The sequence below is a fragment of the Maritalea sp. genome (genome assembly GCF_051251695.1).
Lineage (GTDB): Bacteria > Pseudomonadota > Alphaproteobacteria > Rhizobiales > Devosiaceae > Maritalea.
Genome location: NZ_JBPOEU010000030.1, coordinates 21601 through 39287 on the forward strand (window position 1 = coordinate 21601; position 17687 = coordinate 39287).

The window sequence follows — 17687 nt, forward strand, 5'->3', positions numbered from 1 at the left end:
TGTTTATGACGTTACGACGAGTTGTTGTCACTGGTTTGGGCATTGTATGCCCATTAGGCATGGGTGCGGACACGGTTTGGAGCAACATTCTTGCTTCAAAGAGTGGTGCTGCTCGGGCCACAGGGTTTGAAGTTGACGATTTGGCGTGCCAAATCGCCTGTCAAATCCCATTTGGCGACGGCTCCGACGGAACCTTCAATCCTGACGATTGGATGGAACCAAAAGAGCAGCGTAAAGTCGATCCGTTTATTGTTTACGGTATGGCAGCAGCAGGTCAGGCACTTCAAGACAGTGGTTTTGAGCCAAAGACCGAAGAGCAAAAAGAACGAGCCGGTGTACTTATCGGCTCGGGCATTGGTGGTATTGGCGGCATCTATGATGCTGCGATTACCCTAAAAGAACGCGGCCCAAGACGACTAAGCCCGTTCTTTATTCCCGGACGTTTGATTAATCTCGCGTCGGGTTATGTTTCTATCAAACACGGCCTAAAAGGGCCCAATCATTCAGTTGTTACCGCTTGTTCTACTGGCGCACATGCCATTGGTGATGCGGCGCGCTTAATCGCGCTTGATGATGCAGACGTTATGGTTGCTGGCGGCACAGAATCGCCGGTGAACAGACTTTCATTGGCAGGGTTTGCTGCCTGTCGTGCGCTTTCAACAGGATTTAACGATCAACCTGAAAAAGGTTCTCGCCCCTATGACAAAGACCGCGATGGCTTTGTGATGGGAGAGGGTGCAGGCATCGTTGTTTTAGAAGAATATGAGCACGCGAAAGCGCGTGGCGCTAAAATTTATGGCGAAGTGATTGGCTATGGCCTCTCAGGGGATGCTCATCACATCACCGCCCCGGCGGCTGATGGCAATGGCGGTTTCCGCTCTATGTCGGCAGCACTAAAACGCGCGGGTATTACAGCTGCAGAAATCGACTATATCAACGCCCACGGTACTTCCACGCCGCTTGGCGACGAAATTGAACTTGGCGCAGTGACCCGTTTATTAGGTGATGCAGCGTCTGGCGCGGTGATGTCATCCACAAAATCGGCGATCGGCCATTTGCTGGGTGCGGCGGGTGCTGTTGAGGCGATTTTCTCGCTATTGGCGATGCGCGACAATATTGCGCCCCCAACGATCAATCTGGATAATCCTTCAGTTGAGACTGAAATCAACTTGGCACCAAATGTGCCCGTTGAGAAAGAAATCAACGTTGCTCTTTCCAACTCTTTCGGCTTCGGCGGTACAAACGCGTCGTTGATTTTCCGAACTGCTGATTAAAACGCCAAGTTTTTTGTAAAATTCACATTTTCCCCTTGTTTTGCCGCATTCGTGGCACCAAAATGCACGCAAATCTAACAGTGAGTTTTAGGGTACATGGCTGATTCAAAACGCGGAAAAAAAAGAAAAAAGCAAAACGGCGTTGTTCAAACGCTCAATGCGTTCCTAACCCTCATCGTTATCGGTTTAGTTGCAGCAGTAGCGCTGGTTTATTATGGCGTAACTGAGTTCAATAAGCCGGGGCAGATTTCTACTGAAACCGTATTTGTCGTGCCCGAAGGCGCGGGCTTGAACGTTGTTGCCAAAAAGCTGGAAGACGAAAGAGTCATCAACAACATGTATGTGTTCCGCTTTGGCGCCGTTGCTTCTGACGCTGATGCAGGGCTCAAGCGTGGTGAATATTTGTTGCCAGCCAATGCCAGCATGAAGCAGATCTTAGACACGCTGATTGAAGGTCGCCCCATTCAATATACTGTCACTGTGCCAGAAGGCTTTACGTCGTGGCAAACAGTTGAGCGGCTGCGCAGTGCGCAAAACTTGACAGGTGAGCTTGATGAAGTGCCAGCCGAAGGCTCTTTATTGCCCAACACCTATTCGTTTGAGCGGGGCAGCAGTCGCGCCGACGTCATTGTGCAAATGAAAGAAGCGCACGACAAAGTTGTCGCCGATATTTGGGCAACCCGTGTTGAAGGACTGCCGATAAAAACGGTTGAAGAGTTTGTTATTCTTGCGTCCATCGTCGAAAAAGAAACGGGCGTTGCAAGTGAGCGACCGGAAGTTGCGGCGGTATTTGTCAATCGGTTGAATAAGGGGATGCGTTTGCAGTCCGACCCAACCATTATTTACGGAATTACCAAAGGTGAAGGTCCGCTAGGCCGTGGCCTAAAACGGTCTGAGATTGACACCAAAACAGACTATAATACTTACCAAATTGACGGGCTGCCAGCGGGACCAATTTCAAACCCAGGCGTCGAATCGCTTAAAGCCGTTGCTAACCCCGCACAGACCGATGCCCTTTATTTTGTGGCAGATGGCACAGGTGGTCATGCTTTCGCCCCAACTTACGAGCAACATCAAAAAAATGTTGCTGCATGGCGTAAAATTGAAAAAGAGCGCCAGCAAGCCGCGGATGCAGAGGCTGAAGCGGCCAAAGATGCTTTGGAAGCAGAGCAAAGCGACAAAAGCGAACCCAGTAACTAGCCCATAAGCAAATTGGGGCATTACGGGTTCCAATTTGACGAGGCAAGGAATGCGACAAATGACGAAACCTTTGGCCAGCATGACCGGCTTTGCGCGCGGTTCCGGCAACGCTCAAGCCTGTAGCTTCACGATAGAACTCAAGACCGTTAATGCGCGTGGATTAGATATCAGGTTGCGCATACCAACGGGATTGGACGATTTGGAACACCTTGCGCGCAAACGCTTGAGCCAACGTCTAAATCGCGGTGCAGTAAATCTTGCTCTTAATGTTTCAAACAACAGCGCACAAACCGAAGTCACAGTGAACGAGCAAGCTCTGGGAACGGCACTGGACGCCATTGATACGCTGTCTGGTCGCATAGAAGCTGATCGCCCACGTTTGGACGGCATCCTGGCGCTCAAAGGTGTACTTGAAGTCAAAGAGGCTGAATTAACGGACGAAGCCCGGACCCAGCTCAAAGATAGCATCATGGCCGAAATGGACATTGTGATTGACGATTTGCTGGAAGGCCGCCGACTTGAGGGCGCGCAATTGCTTGAAGTCATTGCTGACCGCCTCACAGAAATTGAAAGCCTTACCGCCGCTGCTGAAAGTAACCCATCTCGAAACCGCGAGGTGATTCTGGAACGGTTGAAGGATCAGATATCTGCACTAACAGAATCTGAAGTCGGCCTTTCAGAAGAACGTCTTCACCAAGAGGCGCTCGTGCTGGCAACAAAGGCTGATATTCGCGAAGAGTTGGATCGCCTTACCGCTCACGTCGCCGCCGCGCGGAACTTGATAAAACAGGGCGGGCCGGTTGGCCGAAAGCTCGACTTTTTAGCGCAAGAGTTTAATCGCGAGGCAAATACGCTTTGTTCAAAAAGCAACAATGTTGACCTCACAGCGATCGGTTTGGATCTGAAAGCCTCAATCGACCAGTTGCGCGAGCAAATTCAAAACATCGAATAGACCAAGCGAACTTGAACACCGTTCTTTAGCCTTTTCATCCGAAAAGACTTGAAATTTTGCGCTCTATCAGCATGTTCATCCACAAGGTTTGATCTGGCCCAACGCCAGTTTTGATAAAGTTTGGATTTGAATATGTTTCAGCGCCGCGGCATTATGCTCATTCTTTCTTCGCCCTCTGGCGCAGGAAAAACATCAATTTCACGCACAATTTTGCGCCAAGATGAAAATATCCAGCTTTCAGTTTCCGTCACCACCCGGCCAAAACGCGCCAACGAAGTTGATGGCGTTGATTATCATTTTCGCTCAGTTGATGAGTTTAGGCAGATGCGTGAAGCAGGAAAATTGCTCGAATGGGCAGAGGTTCACGGCAATTTTTATGCAACGCCTTCAGCAGAAATTGAACAGCAATTGGCGGCTGGTAAAGACGTTTTGTTCGATATCGACTATCAAGGCGCGTTGCAGTTATACGAAAAATGCGCAGACGATATTGTCGGCATTTTTGTTTTACCGCCTTCGATTGCCGAACTCAAACATCGACTTGAACGCCGCGCTGACGACAGCGAAGAAGTCATTGAAAAACGTTTGAAAACGGCGCGCAAAGAACTCAAGGAATGGCAAAAGTACGACTTCGTCATCATCAATAATGATTTGGACAAAAGTTGCGCGTTGGTCACCGAAATCATTAGCGCTGCACGTATGGAAAGAGAACGGCAAAAAGATTTGCCGTTGTTTGTCAAAGATTTACAAGAGCAACTTGAATCTGTTCTTGCACCCAAATAGGCGATTGATACTCCTGTTTTGCACAGGGAAAATTTGAGAGCTTTTCCATGTATACAGTTTGTAAACCATCTGCTAAGTTGTTGTTGCTGCACATTAAGCGAGTGGTGATGGGAGGAGACAATTTTCTGCTTCGTCCAGACCTTCTCATAAGGGGCTTGGTGTAAACGCTCACAATACTTGGTTCAGGCATAAATTTTGCTATGCCCACCCGCTCGTGGTTCGAGCGGGTGTTTTGCGTTTTAGGGGTATGTTTTTGTGTGCCGCGTAGTTGAAACTGGACGCTATTTCAGTCTTTGATAAAGTTCAGCCATTGCAACAAATTGTGCGACGCTCAGTTCTTCTGCCCGTTCAGTGCCCTTGATACCCGCAGCTTCATAAAATAGCTCGAGTTCAACATTCAGACCCTTAAGGCTTTGGCGCAGCATTTTACGTCGTTGCCCAAAGGCGGATCGCGTCACGGCTTCTAAATTTTCAATTTTCAAGTCACTATTACGCGGTTTGGGCACCAAATGCGCGACAGACGAACTCACCTTCGGTGGTGGGGTAAAAGCGGCAGGCCCCACATTTAACGCCACATGCGCATCAGTCATCCAGCCGCACAAAATGGACAAACGCCCATAGGCTTTCGTGCGAGGTTGCGCGCAAATGCGATCCGCAACCTCTTTTTGGAACATCAATGTTAGGCTCTCGAACAACGCAGTCTTGCTCTGCAAGCTCAACCACCCGGTCAAAAGCGGTGTCGCGATATTGTAAGGAAGGTTGGCGATAAGTTTGGTCGGTCCATCAACCATCGCTGTATAGTCCATTTCCATGGCGTCGCCAGAAATGACCTCAAGGCGGTCTGGATACGCTTCAGCGATTTCCGCCAAAGCGGGAAGGGCGCGTTCGTCGCGTTCAATGGCAATGACTTTTTTTGCCCCCTCGGACAGCAATGCGCGGGTCAATCCGCCGGGGCCGGGGCCAACTTCAATAATGGTTGAGTTTTCCAGCGGAGAAGCGATCCGCGCAATGCGTGCGGTGAGGTTGAGGTCGAGCAAAAAGTTCTGCCCAAGCTCCTTCTTTGCGCTCAACCCATGTTTGTTGATGACGTCGCGAAGAGGGGGAAGACTATCGATTTGGCTCATACGTCACCTTGTGTGGTCATGCTGTCGGCGAGCTTAATGGCTTCGTACATGCTGGTTGGCGACGCTTGTCCTGTGCCTGCAAGGCTAAGCGCGGTACCGTGGTCAGGCGAGGTCCGCACAATGGGCAAACCCAAAGTGATATTTACTCCAGCATCAAACCCAATCGCTTTGACGGGGATAAGCGCTTGATCATGATACATCGCAATCATCACATCATAGCAAGACCAAATATGAGGGGCGAATGCCGTATCTGCAGGCAACGGGCCAGCAACTTTGATGTCATAACGCTCGGCAAGTTCTGCAATCGCTGGCTTTATGATGTGGATTTCTTCATCCCCCATCGCGCCATCTTCGCCGGCATGCGGGTTCAAACCTGTGAGACCGATGCGAGGCATAGCGATGCCAAATTTTTCCCGCAAATCATGATGAGCAACACGTACAGTTTCAACAATCCGCCCAGTGGTGAGCCGAGAAAACACGTCTTTGAGTGCAATATGGATGGTCACGGGTATAGCGCGTTTGTCTTTGTGCGCTAGCATCATCACCGGACGCGGGGCGACCCCGTTTTCACTACACAGTGACGCCAAAAACTCTGTGTGTCCCGGATACTCAAATCCCGCATCATACAAGTTTGCTTTGTGGATCGGCGCAGTGACCACTGCACGCGCTTGATCAATATGCACCGCTGTTACAGCCCGTTTAATCGAATTGGTGACGAGGGGAGCATTTGATTGATCAAGAAACCCCGGCGCATCAGTTGCGGTGTTGCCAACATCAATCACACAAAGTTCGTCACTGCTGATTTGGTGCGCATCTTCGACAGAAGAAATCGCTGCAATTTTGACGTCTAGCCCAAGGCGTTGGTTTCGGGCGCGCAAAAACTCTGGGTCACCAAACAAAACACAATACGGCAATTCTTGTTCGGCCCGGTTTGCAAATAACTGCAATATTAAGTCCGGGCCTATGCCTGCGGGTTCACCAATAGTGAGCGCTATCGGTGCCTGTTCCTCAGCCATTGGAGATCAACGTCTCTCGATTGTTGCTTGTTCGAGCAGCTTTTTCAAATAGGCTTCAGACTCAGTTTGCAATTTCTCGGTGCCAACTTCGTTGCGCAGTTTTCCTTTAACAAAGGTAAGATCATTGGCCTGATTTTTTTCACAAATTGCCAGCATCTGCACGCCATTGGCGACGGTCCGGGGTTTAGAAATAGCGCCAACGTTTAGTTTCGAAAGCTCTTTGGCGATTGGACCGGCTAACTGAGTAGAATGGCGGCGACCAAGTTTGCGCACAGCTGCATCCCGGTAGGAAAGGGCGAGTTCAACCGCGCTTTCACAGCCGTTGAAATTACGACGATATTGATTTGCCTGAGAGGTGCGGGATTTCACCGAACCGCCCGCAGAATTCAAAAACAAAACTTCTGTCAGCATGTAGTCAAAAGTGATGGTTTCGCCCAGTTCTTCGCGGGCCGCTAGATCGAGATCAACATCTGAAATTTTGACTTTTTTTCGCAACACATTGGCGACCACCGCCTGCCATGCGAGGTTGGCGCGCAAGCGATCCTTCAGGGTTTTAGTCTGAACCCCAGCAGCGTTCAAAATTGTGTTAAGACGACCCACGCTAAGTTTGGCGTTTACAGCAATACGCGTATAGGCCTTGTCAACTGCCTTCTCATCGGCCTTGAAACCTAAACGGTTGGCTTCAGCAACCATCAACGCTTCGTCGATCAGTTCTTTTTGCGCCAAAGCCCGTCGATCAGAATTTGATTTTCCACGCCGTTCTAACCGCATGAACAACGCGCGTTGGTTGATGTCGTGGTCAGTTATAGTTTGCCCATTGACGATAACTTTTACTTTAGCAGCGAGTGCCGTTCCAGTAACGCTGGTGAAGCTGAGTAGTGCAATTAGGATCAAGCCAACAATACGCATTTATTCAATTCCTGATTAGATTTTGGGGCGTCTGCCATGTGATAGCATGTACCATGCGAAAGCATGTGTGTGCAAAGAATGCGGCCATTTTGGGGATACATTATTGCAAAGTATGATCGTACCCGACATCAGCCAACATTTTTAGTTTCAGCTTAAACCCTACAAGGTCGCCTTTGAACCCATCCACTCCCTTGGGCCGATAATAAACGCTACCGGCGGTATATTGATCATCATACCCAACGCTGACACCATAACTACCCATTTTGTTTGTGGATAAATTGTAGCGAGCATCGGCGCTAATGGTCCAATAATCGGTTATGGAGACTGATACATTCCCGCCAACTTCCTGCCGGCTTGCACTAGCGCCGGGCGCCATGTCTGCTGATTGGTAAGCGTAATCCATTCCGACGCTAAATAGTTCTTGCGCATATTTTGCGGCAACAGCAGCTCGGTCAATTGAAGCATCAATTGGGTCTATTAACAACTTGGTGCCAACTTCAAAGCCTGTCCACGGTGCACCTTTTGCAGCAAGAACAATATGCGACGCGCCATCGTTTACACCCGAACCGATGCCTGTTTGGTTTGGATTTGCTGTGGTTGCACCGTTAGTGCCGCCAATCTGGTATGACTGGCCGATAGTTACATCAAACCAACGTCCATCGTCTAAATCAGCGTGGTAAGTGAAGCCCAAGCTCGCGCGTGTTCCACTTTCTTGCCGGTCAATGCCCGAGAATCGGTTGAAACTAAATAGATTGCTGTCATCAAAAACAAAGCTCTGCGCATCTTCGTTTGTGATGCCGGGAGAGGTGGGACCACCCCGTGAAACCACTTGTAAGCGCGGCGTGAAATAATGAGTTGCACCTTCGGCATCAGCGACAAACGGCCAACTCACATCCAGCGCCGCAATTGGGGTTGCCGAATGGCTTAGGCTCGCACTTGGCGCGCTGGCGTGGGTGCTTGCATCACTATACTGCGCGACATCGCCACGTAGTCCAAGATAAGGGGCGATCAATATACCGCCCGGCAGTGTCCACTCGTTGCGCCAAGCGGCTTGCATCATCAAATGTGTTTTTGAGCCGCTGAAACCGTCCACATACTCAACACCACCAATGGTTGAGCTGCTGTCGTCGGTACGCACAATATTGATTAGCTTGCCATCAAGCAAAATTTGACCATTCCCGTCGGGCAAATCTGTAACGTTATGTCCAATGATTTGCGGCAAAATCTGACCTTGCCTAGCTTCGACAGCAGCTCCACCATCGCTCAGCCCTTGACGGTACTCAACCCTCGCATCAACAAAACTATCGGCTGACAGTTTTGTCGTATAAACTGTTTGTACGGCAAAACTACCCTCGCGATTTCCCTTGTCATAGTCAGGAAGAAACGATCGGTCGGTAAATGCAGTATATTGGCCGCCAACGGTCCAGCCATCTGCAAAAGTGGTGTTGGCTCTTACTTGAAAGCCACCACGGAAGCCTCTGTCGCCAAGTCCACCAGCATATGCAGTTGGATCAAGTTGGTAAATTCCCCATGCGTCTGCCGCGTAATTTACATTGCCAAAGGTTTTACGCCAATTGACTTCCCCTAAAATGCCTTGGCGGGAATAAAATTCTGGAGAAATAGTTAAACCTAGAGATGGGTTATGCCAAACAAATCCTGGATACTTGATAGCAACGCCCTTTTTGGGGCTGTAGGATACGCTTGTTCGAAGGATATCTTCAAAATCGGTCAGTGACGGATCTGGAAGTGCAAGCCAAGGCAAATAGGCGACGGGAATACCTGCAATTTCCAGTGTACCACTGGTGAAATAAATTGTTTTTTCTTCGGTGTCACGAACGACTTTGGCTGCCTTTATACGCCAACCAATCTGGCGTCCTTTGCTATCAATGCAGTTGCCGCAAGGCGTAAGGCTCGCATCACCTAATATCATTTTGGTTGTGGACTGGAACTCTGCATCGGCGGCATTAAGGCGCAGCCCCTCGGGGGTTTCAAATACCAAGGATTTTAAAAACCCTTGCTTGAATCCGCCAAAAAGCTCTGCGCGCTCTGCGATATATTGTTGCCCATCAGGGTCTCGAACGGCCACAGACCCTGTCAAAATAACTTTGCCGGTGTCCTGATTGTATTCAGCACGCTCCGCCGCTACCAAGTAACCCTCTGTTGACATGCGAACGTTGCCAGTTGCTGTCACAATAGATGTATTGTTATCGACATCCAAAAAATCGGCAGAAACCAACATTGAACTGGTTGCAGAAAGTTGTTGAGTTGCAAAGAAGTCGGCGGGAAGAATTTCGTCTTTTGCAACTGCGATTTGAGTAGACACACCAAAAAAGCACAACACACAGAGTGTGTTGCGCAACGCTCGTTTTATACTACTCCAACCCGCGTGGTTACGCGCTATACTCATCCGTCTTCCTTCCACAACAGCACACTTGTTCCAATAACAATTGCGACTATTGCGGGTCCCCATGCGGCTAATGTTGCATCCATGGCACCTGAACCGCCTGAACGGTCTAATAACTTCGTGACAACATAAAGCACAAACCCGAGTATAATACCATATAGAACTTGCGATCCGGAAGTGCCGTGGCGGCGATAACCGGAAGTAAATGCAAACGCAATTAACAAAGAACCAACAAGTAAAAAAGGCAACACTTCCATGCGTTTAAGGCGCATCTGAGCGGCTGAAACATTATCATCTATACTCGAAACGCCATTTAGAAACTCACGCAGAGTATAAATATCCATCTGATGGACGGCACCGAGCTGCAAATTTATTTCTTCTTTTGTTGCCTTAGAGGTAAGGAGAAGTTCTGAGAATTGCTCTTTTTTTCCTTCAATCGACCGGCTGTGTCCGTCTTCAAGTCGCCACCTATTAGAATCAAACTGTGCTGTTTTTGCAAAAATTTGCGCCGCAGGTGTTTTGGCATTTCCTCGTTGAAAAACGAAAACATCTTGCATTTGCAGTCCGTCTTCTGACAATTTATTCGAGCGGATGAAATACTTACCGCCTTCATTTTCTTGAATGATCCACCTATCGCGACCCGCTTGGTCGAACTGGGCGGCGTCAACCACGCCAGCGTGACGCTCCAGCATTTCATTGCCAGCTAAAACCAGCGGCTCGATCAGGTAACTCACCAAAAGTCCAAGTGCGACGCAGGTTGCAAGGGGCACCAATGCAATGCCCCAAATCGAAATGCCGCTGGCTTTTGTGACGATGATCTCTCGGTTGTTCTGTAAATCCATCAACGCCAGTACAGCGCCAACCAAAAACGAAATGGGCAGCAAGTCCAACGCCCACTTGGCGGCGGACAATGATGAGGCTGCAAGGGTTGTCCAGGGTTTATCAAACAGTCCTGAGTTGGAACGGTTTCCTGTTTCCACAATTTCAATCAAGCCGACCAAACAGAAAAACAGGAACGTCACCAACAAGATGGAACGCAAAATGTTGACTGTGAAATGTTGACCCAACCGGTTCATTGAATGGCCGCCTTTAGCGCAGAAGGAATTGGCATAAACGCCTTGCGTTGCCACGCGATTATCAAAGCAACAATGAATGGTATGAGGGGGATCATGTAGAGGATGATCACGAAACTTAGATCGGTGCTAACAAACTGCTTTGCACTGGTGCCAAGTACTTTTACCAAAACACCCATGCCTAAAATCAAGACATCTGCATTCAGCCGCGTTTTAGAGCGCAACATGGTTGGTTGCATGGTTAGGAAGAACGCAAATAGAGCAAGACTGATCAAATAAAGCGCAGACGAAAGCCGACTGTGCAACAGGGCCAAATTCCTTTGCCCATTTATGTCCGCAATGATCAAACCAACCAATTCAAGACTGGTAGGTTCCACTGCGGCAAATAAATTGGACTGCGCCAAGTTGCGTACAGAAACCTGATAGGTGCCGAATTCTAATGTCGACATTTGCTTGGTTTCATAGGTGTAATATTGAATGGCGCCGTCGCTCAACCGGATGAACAGCGTATCATCAACCTTTGAAAGTTGAGACTGTGCCGCGTAAGTCGTTTGGCTGCGCACAGGGTCGCGTTCATCATGCAGGAAAAAGCCAAGCCCGGTGCCGTCATCGGCACGCCCTTCAATCATCAGGGTTAAGCCTGACCCGACCTCAGTAAATCGGCCCGGTCGAGAGGAGTTTGCAATCAAATCCGCATTAATTTCGTCTGAACGTTTGGCCGCCAATTGGTTTGCCATTGGGACCAACTGATGGGTGAGGGTCATTTCAAATGCGACGCCGACCACAAGCATGATCATGATCGACCTATATAAGGGCTTAAGCCCAATGCCAGAGTGAATAGGAAACAGTTCCTTGCTCACCTGCATGGCCCGCAAGCTGCGTGAAATTCCCAATGCAACGCAGATGAAAAGGATAATACTGACGACTTCAGGCACAACCAAAACCGACTGGCTGAACATGGTCAAAACGCCTTGCCCTTTGGCGGTGACCAAATCAATCGTGCGCAGCAATTGTACCATCCAACCCAAAAAGGCCATCAGCATCACAAGGCCAAATGCTGAGGTCAAATAGCGGTTGAATAAATAGCGCGAGATCAAATCCATATGCCATGTTTGCCATAGGCAATTGTGGCCGTACAGAGCGAATTTATTTGTCTGTTAAGCTGAAAAGCAAATTTGAGCATTGAACTTTCCAAATCCTCAGCGCAGGATGCAAAAAAATGGCGCACGAAATTGCGTCCCGCCTTTTCTATTGCCAAAAATCACAAAGATGGAACGATTTGATGGATCAAAAACTAAATTTAAAAATTGATGGGTTTTCAAAACTAAAAACCAAACGAGTTTGCCTGTTGGTTGGCGACAAGCTTTCGCTGAGCGCTGAAGCATCTGGAATTTGGGACAAAACCGGACTTGATCTGTCAGCGCTTTCTAAAGCTTCTACCTTTGAAGCGAAAAGCGCGAGCTTTTTCAACGTGTTTGCGCCAAATGGTGTGGATGCCGATCAAATTTTGTTGGCTGGTATTGGTGATTTAGGCGCGGACAGCGACGCAAAAGATTTTGCGAAGGCTGGCGGCACGATTGTTAATCAATTGCGCGCGCTTAAAGCCAGTGATGCAACCATCATTTTTGACGTTGAAGCAAGCGCCGAACAAATCGCCCATTTCGCTGCGGGCCTGCGCCTTGGTCACTACCGCTTTGATAAATACAAAACCAACCCAGGCAAAAAAGACGATTTGCCACCAAAAGAGTTGAAGCTGACCCTCGCGGTTGCTGACAAAAAAGCAGTAACGGCAGCGGATAAAATCCAAAATGCTGTTTCTCAAGGCACGATCACTGCACGGAACTTGGTCAATGAACCTGCAAACGTGTTGGGCACGGTTGAATTTGCTCAAGCTGCGAAAGATCTAGAGGCTGATGGCCTTGAGGTTGAAGTGCTGGACGAAAAGCAAATGACCAAGCTAGGTATGGGCGCATTACTTGCCGTTGGTTACGGTTCACGTCGTCCATCTCACATGGCGATTATGAAATGGAACGGTGGTAAAAAGGGCGACGCACCAATTGCTTTTGTGGGCAAGGGCGTTGTGTTTGATAGCGGCGGTCTATCCATTAAGCCAGCTGGCGGCATGGAAGACATGAAGGGCGATATGGGCGGCGCAGCTGCTGTCACGGGCATCATGAAAACACTTGGTATGCGCAAAGCCAAAGTGAACGCGGTTGGCGTGATCGGCTTGGTTGAAAATATGGCCGACGGCAACGCGATGCGCCCAAGTGATATCATTACGTCAATGTCTGGTCAGACCATTGAGGTTTTGAACACCGACGCAGAAGGACGCCTCGTTTTGGCGGATGCGCTTTGGTACACCAAAGAAACATTCAAGCCTAAATTCATGGTCAACCTTGCAACGCTAACCGGCGCGAACATCGTTGCACTTGGCGATCAGCATGCGGGGCTGTTCTCAAACGATGATGATCTTTCAAAAGGATTGACGGATGCGGGTTTAAAAACCGGTGAGCGCGTTTGGCGCATGCCGATGGGCCCAGAATATGATAAACTGATCAATTCAAAATTCGCGGATATGAAAAACATTGGCGGACGTTGGGCCGGTGCCATTACAGCCGCGCAATTCCTTAAACGCTTTGTTGGCGACGTGCCTTGGGCGCATATCGATCTTTCAACTGCTATGGGCGTGCCAGCAACACCAATCTGCAAAAGCTGGAGCACTGGCTTTGGTGTGGCACTGCTGGATCAACTCGTTCGTGATCATCACGAATAGACACAAAGAAATCGGTGGACCTAATTGACCGAGATTCTCTTCTATCATTTGGAGCAGCGCCCGCTTGAAGCGGTGCTGCCCCTTTTGCTTGAAAAAACGCTGGAACGCGGCTGGCGCGCCGTGATCGAAATCGGCGATGAAGGCGCACTTGCAGGCATAGACCAAGCGCTGTGGACCTATCGCGAAGACAGCTTTTTGCCCCACGGCTTAGGCGATGGTGATCACGCAGCTGACCAACCGATTGCGTTGGTTCTGGACCAATCAAACCCCAACAACGCTCAATTGCGCTTCTTCGCCAAAGGCGCTGTGCCACAGGAAGTTGGCGATTATGAACGCCTAGTCTTCATGTTCGACGGCCACGATCCAGATATCGTCAGCCGCGCCCGGCAAGCGTGGAAAGCCCTAAAAGACGAACATCAACTCACATACTGGCAGCAAGAATCAAACGGCAAATGGGTGAAGAAGGCTTAGGATTGTTGGGTGAGATCTAGGTTTGTGATTTTTTGGCTGAGGAAAGAGTGGCGGTTCGCCAAAGATTTGCCTGAGCCCGATGCTGCACTATGCCTCTATGTCGGCTTCACGGCTTGCAAATTAAATCGGTAGTCGTAACAGTTTCACATCGTCAGCGCGTTCCGCCCCGCGTCCTGCATAGAAGGCACGCGCTGTCTCGTTCTCGATCCAAACCTCTAGGGTCATCGCCTTGCAATTCCGAGTAACTGCTACAGTGCGTAAAGCCTCCAATAATTGTTCACCGACACCCTGTCGTCGATGAGTGTCGGAAACGACCAGATCACTGATGAACAAGGTGCGGGAGTTTGTATGTAGTTCAAACCTTTGCGCGTAAGCTACGAACCCGACAACGTTGCCAGAATCTTCTATGACAAGAACCTCAAACCAACGATCATCTCCAAAGGCTAACTCTTGCAGCGTTTCTGCCTTAAGTTTCGGATCTGGGTCTTTGACGTGGTCTGCAAGCTGCTGCGATAGTTCTGTAACGCGCGGAATATCTTGCTTCTTAAATTCTCTCACGATCACAAAAATGGCTCCTTGGTCGGCATTTGCCAAGCATAGCGGTTGCTTAACAATTCGAAAGCCTAAATTGGCCGGTGGCCAACTGACAGCAACTTAGTTTGGAAAGTCGACGACTGATTTGAGGCCAAAGGAGATGTGTTGCTAGTGCCACCTGATAAGCGTAACGATTGCACATGAATGTTTATTTGCAAGTACAGGAATTGCCCCAGATATTGCGAAACCGCTATCTCGAATCTCTGCCAGAGCCGCAAGAGTGGTTCCTTGAGGAGCTAGTTAGGGCAGGTGAAGTATGGGAAACTCCCGGCGAGGGATATGCCGTCTTTAGCGGGGATGCTCTAGTAGAGTTTCACACGATGGACAGCGACGATGCGCGCCTCCATCTATCCAGTCTCATCCGGCAGCGACCTTTCAGGAAGGTTCTTTGCAAGTCATTTGATCATGTTCTGATTGATGCCGCAAAAAAACTAGGTTGGACTTTGGTTGAAACCGGTTTCCTATTTCGCAAACGCAACCGAGTCGCTTTGAATAAAACTAAAAGTTTCCAGCTAGTTAGGGCAAGTTCAACCGATCTACCCGATGCTTGGACCATTGGGCGTGATTTCTATGACAGCAAGGACGAAGTCGAGCAAATCTTTCGATCCAACGGCCTTTGGATCGGGTCCAATGACGGGAAAATGGTCGGAAACGGGGTCATGATACCAGTTGATGGATCAGGTAACGTCGTTGATGTCGGAATGGTCACTCGCCGAAGTCAGCGCAATAAGGGGTTCGCCAGTCTAATTGTAGCGGGGCTAGCGGACATGCTGGAAAGCGAGGGCAAGAGGCCGATTTGTGGATGTGCTGAAACCAATCTTGCGTCGAAAGCCGCGCTGGAGAAGGCTGGCTTCGTTTCCGAGCATCGACTTGTACAGATAAACATCCCGGATTGATCCAGCATCCGCTAGGTCTACGACTGCTTAGAGCCCAATCAGGCCGTTCGATTTTCGGACTTGGCTGACTTTCGCGACCCAAAGCTGCCGTTTGGGGAGATTGTATCAACGAAACACATATCTTCAAACCTGACATGAAATACTCGGCCTTGCTCCACAACCCTAAAAATCGAAAGATCACTTGCGCGCGCAGCTATCGAGCTTCTGTAAAACATGAACATGCCATCGCTTTTGGACGTAAGAGTTTATCAAGCCAAGACAGACATCCGCCTATTAAACTAGGCTGCTTGCCAAACCTCATGACTTTTTCTTTTTGTCGATTTTGCTAGCAATTTCGTTCGCGCGTTCGATAATGCCTCTAGGGTAACCCATAGCCTCCATCAGCTTTAGTGCGTTCCGTGTTCTGCAAACACCTGAGCGAATTTTGAAATCAAATGGCGTTTCTGGAATCCCAGTTTCCTGAAAATTCCACATTTTGTAATTTTCGGGCAGGAATGTTTCAAGCTCAACATCATGAGTGGTAACAAGAACGATGTTCTTTTCTGCTAACACCTGCAAAACTGCAGCAGCACCCCCAATTCTCTCAACGGTGTTGGTACCACGAAATATCTCGTCGATTAAAAGCAGGAATGGCTCATCATTTTTGGATAAGTGTATAAATTTATTGATATTTTCTAACTCAGAGAAATAGTAGCTTTTTCCCTCTTCGAGAGAATCTGTATTGCTGATCGATGATAAGATGCCCATAATAGGTATTAAGGCGCTATCTGCATGGCATAGCCACAATGTACGCGACAAAAGGACGTTTATGCCAATCGTTCGAATAAACGTGGTCTTACCAGCCATGTTGGAACCCGTAATTAGTGCGGATTCACCGCTAGTTTTATACGAATTAGCGACATAGTTTTCTACCAATGGGTGGTAAGCATTCTCTAAGCTGAGATTTTTTCCTCGGGAAAAACTCGGATTAGTATGCCTTGGGTAACGTCTCAAATATGATGCCAATGCAATGCTTGCGTCAAGCTCACCCAATGACGTAAAGCACAGTCTCAATGTTTCTATGTTTTTATGGACTGATGTGATTAGGAATGCATGAACCAACGCATCAACAGGAACAAGCAAATTGACCAAATACATCGGGTAACTGATCAAAATATTGTTGTTGGATTCGCTGAACAAAAGTAGGCGCAAACGCCACTTCATGTTTCGTATTGAGGTGAAGTTGTCATTTAGCCTACGACAAAGTGGGATCTTCTTAAATTCTCTACTGGCCAACGCTTGGGAAATGGGCAACACATGAGTTAAACAACTCAGCGCGTACGCATTCTCTTCCGAAGCAGCGAGATACTTGTTGCGAACCACAAACAGATTTATGGCAATAACAATAATTGCAAACAAAATGGATATGCCATTTGTGAAATAAATACTAGAGGCAATTACAAGGACAGACAGAAGGCTCCAACCTACAAGGAACAGCTTGGGTAGATTTACAATTGGGAAACGGTCAAACAGCAATTCAACCAAGGGGTTTGCGGACAAAAAAGACAATGGGTACAGCGCGGTTTGCAACTGTTCTCTCAATGCTGTGTCAGTTTGCATTCTATTCGCCAAGTCATACTGTTGCTTTAAATGACTTTGATCAGTTTCAAGTAGGCGCATTTTTCGAAAGAGAACCTGTTGGCCAATTTCAGTTAGCGTTGTGTCAATTTGATTGAAAATGGCATTCATCCCCAAATCCAACCATGTTTTATCATCGATCAACCCAGTTTTATGCTTTGTCGATGTCAGTTTAAACAAGGTGTCAATTTTCGAAAAATCTCGCCATTTATCCGCCGGAGTTTCCCAGTCCAATCTTAGCTTTTTCAGCAACTTCCCTTCGCTGAAAATTGGTAGGTCGTAAAACTCGGCCAATTGACGGAAAAGTTTCATGTGATTGCATCCCCTAGGCTCGTACCCTAACTCTCAGGGTTCATTGACAAAGTGTCTTACAGTGTTCGATTGAGCCACTTGAACTAGGCACTCTACCAAGATTTGCCGAGTTGAACTCACAAGATATCTGCACTTGAACCTTAACCCAGATTAGTTTCGTTTTGCGGAAATGTTCAAGGCATTCGTACCCGGCTGGCTCGAACTCTCTATGGGAAAGGGCTAGGTATCAGAACGCCTGTACAATTTATGCCCCATTTAGCAATAGAACAATTTTGAGATCAGTCGATTTGTC

Annotated in this window: 15 protein-coding genes; 7 read left to right on the forward strand and 8 right to left on the reverse strand. The window is 48.5% G+C overall.

Annotated elements, in window-relative coordinates; genetic code table 11:
- Positions 1–5 precede the first annotated feature (5 nt).
- The 4 genes from fabF to gmk all read left to right on the forward strand — a co-directional run bounded on the left by fabF (position 6) and on the right by gmk (position 4206).
- Positions 6–1274, forward strand: a complete 1269-nt coding sequence (gene fabF / locus ACSHWX_RS15375) for a beta-ketoacyl-ACP synthase II (protein ID WP_435669115.1) — start codon at positions 6–8, stop codon at positions 1272–1274.
- 96 nt (positions 1275–1370) lie between these two features.
- Positions 1371–2474, forward strand: a complete 1104-nt coding sequence (gene mltG, locus ACSHWX_RS15380; protein ID WP_435669116.1) for an endolytic transglycosylase MltG — start codon at positions 1371–1373, stop codon at positions 2472–2474.
- Positions 2475–2532: 58 nt separating this feature from the next.
- A complete protein-coding gene (locus ACSHWX_RS15385; RefSeq protein WP_435669117.1) occupies positions 2533–3426 on the forward strand; it encodes a YicC/YloC family endoribonuclease in 894 nt (297 codons plus the stop codon).
- Between the two features lie 132 nt (positions 3427–3558).
- A complete protein-coding gene (gene gmk, locus ACSHWX_RS15390) occupies positions 3559–4206 on the forward strand; it encodes a guanylate kinase (protein WP_435669118.1) in 648 nt (215 codons plus the stop codon).
- A 281-nt stretch (positions 4207–4487) separates the two neighbouring features.
- Here the strand turns inward: gmk and rsmA are convergent, their stop codons facing one another.
- From rsmA to ACSHWX_RS15420, 6 genes are all read right to left on the reverse strand, one after another.
- On the reverse strand, positions 4488–5330 hold the full coding sequence (rsmA, locus tag ACSHWX_RS15395) for a 16S rRNA (adenine(1518)-N(6)/adenine(1519)-N(6))-dimethyltransferase RsmA (protein ID WP_435669119.1): 843 nt from the start codon (positions 5328–5330) through the stop codon (positions 4488–4490).
- Positions 5327–6346: a 4-hydroxythreonine-4-phosphate dehydrogenase PdxA gene (gene pdxA / locus ACSHWX_RS15400; RefSeq protein ID WP_435669120.1), complete on the reverse strand. Its 1020-nt coding sequence runs from the start codon at positions 6344–6346 to the stop codon at positions 5327–5329. Before pdxA ends, rsmA begins: the two co-directional genes overlap by 4 nt.
- A gap of 6 nt (positions 6347–6352) precedes the next feature.
- Positions 6353–7255, reverse strand: a complete 903-nt coding sequence (locus tag ACSHWX_RS15405; RefSeq protein ID WP_435669121.1) for a peptidylprolyl isomerase — start codon at positions 7253–7255, stop codon at positions 6353–6355.
- A gap of 100 nt (positions 7256–7355) precedes the next feature.
- A complete protein-coding gene (locus ACSHWX_RS15410; RefSeq protein WP_435669122.1) occupies positions 7356–9662 on the reverse strand; it encodes an LPS-assembly protein LptD in 2307 nt (768 codons plus the stop codon).
- On the reverse strand, positions 9659–10735 hold the full coding sequence (locus ACSHWX_RS15415; protein ID WP_435669123.1) for an LptF/LptG family permease: 1077 nt from the start codon (positions 10733–10735) through the stop codon (positions 9659–9661). The genes ACSHWX_RS15410 and ACSHWX_RS15415 overlap by 4 nt, the downstream gene beginning before the upstream one ends.
- Entirely contained in the window at positions 10732–11835 is a 1104-nt protein-coding gene (locus tag ACSHWX_RS15420; protein ID WP_435669124.1) for an LptF/LptG family permease, read from the reverse strand. Before ACSHWX_RS15420 ends, ACSHWX_RS15415 begins: the two co-directional genes overlap by 4 nt.
- A gap of 179 nt (positions 11836–12014) precedes the next feature.
- Between ACSHWX_RS15420 and ACSHWX_RS15425 the strand changes: the two genes are divergently transcribed.
- Both ACSHWX_RS15425 and ACSHWX_RS15430 read left to right on the forward strand, forming a co-directional pair.
- Positions 12015–13505 carry a leucyl aminopeptidase gene (locus tag ACSHWX_RS15425; RefSeq protein WP_435669125.1) on the forward strand — a complete coding sequence of 497 codons (1491 nt, stop codon included), beginning with the start codon at positions 12015–12017 and terminating at the stop codon, positions 13503–13505.
- Positions 13506–13529: 24 nt separating this feature from the next.
- Positions 13530–13976, forward strand: coding sequence for a DNA polymerase III subunit chi (locus ACSHWX_RS15430; RefSeq protein ID WP_435669126.1), 447 nt, complete (start codon positions 13530–13532; stop codon positions 13974–13976).
- Positions 13977–14096: 120 nt separating this feature from the next.
- On the opposite strand, the gene ACSHWX_RS15435 is transcribed toward ACSHWX_RS15430, so the two are convergent.
- Positions 14097–14540: an N-acetyltransferase family protein gene (locus ACSHWX_RS15435; protein WP_435669127.1), complete on the reverse strand. Its 444-nt coding sequence runs from the start codon at positions 14538–14540 to the stop codon at positions 14097–14099.
- A gap of 170 nt (positions 14541–14710) precedes the next feature.
- On the opposite strand from ACSHWX_RS15435, the gene ACSHWX_RS15440 reads away from it, so the two are divergent.
- Complete coding sequence (locus ACSHWX_RS15440) at positions 14711–15466, forward strand: GNAT family N-acetyltransferase (RefSeq protein WP_435669128.1); 756 nt, start codon at positions 14711–14713, stop codon at positions 15464–15466.
- Between the two features lie 297 nt (positions 15467–15763).
- Here the strand turns inward: ACSHWX_RS15440 and ACSHWX_RS15445 are convergent, their stop codons facing one another.
- A complete protein-coding gene (locus tag ACSHWX_RS15445; RefSeq protein WP_435669129.1) occupies positions 15764–17194 on the reverse strand; it encodes a MutS-related protein in 1431 nt (476 codons plus the stop codon).
- Positions 17195–17687: the final 493 nt, after the last annotated feature.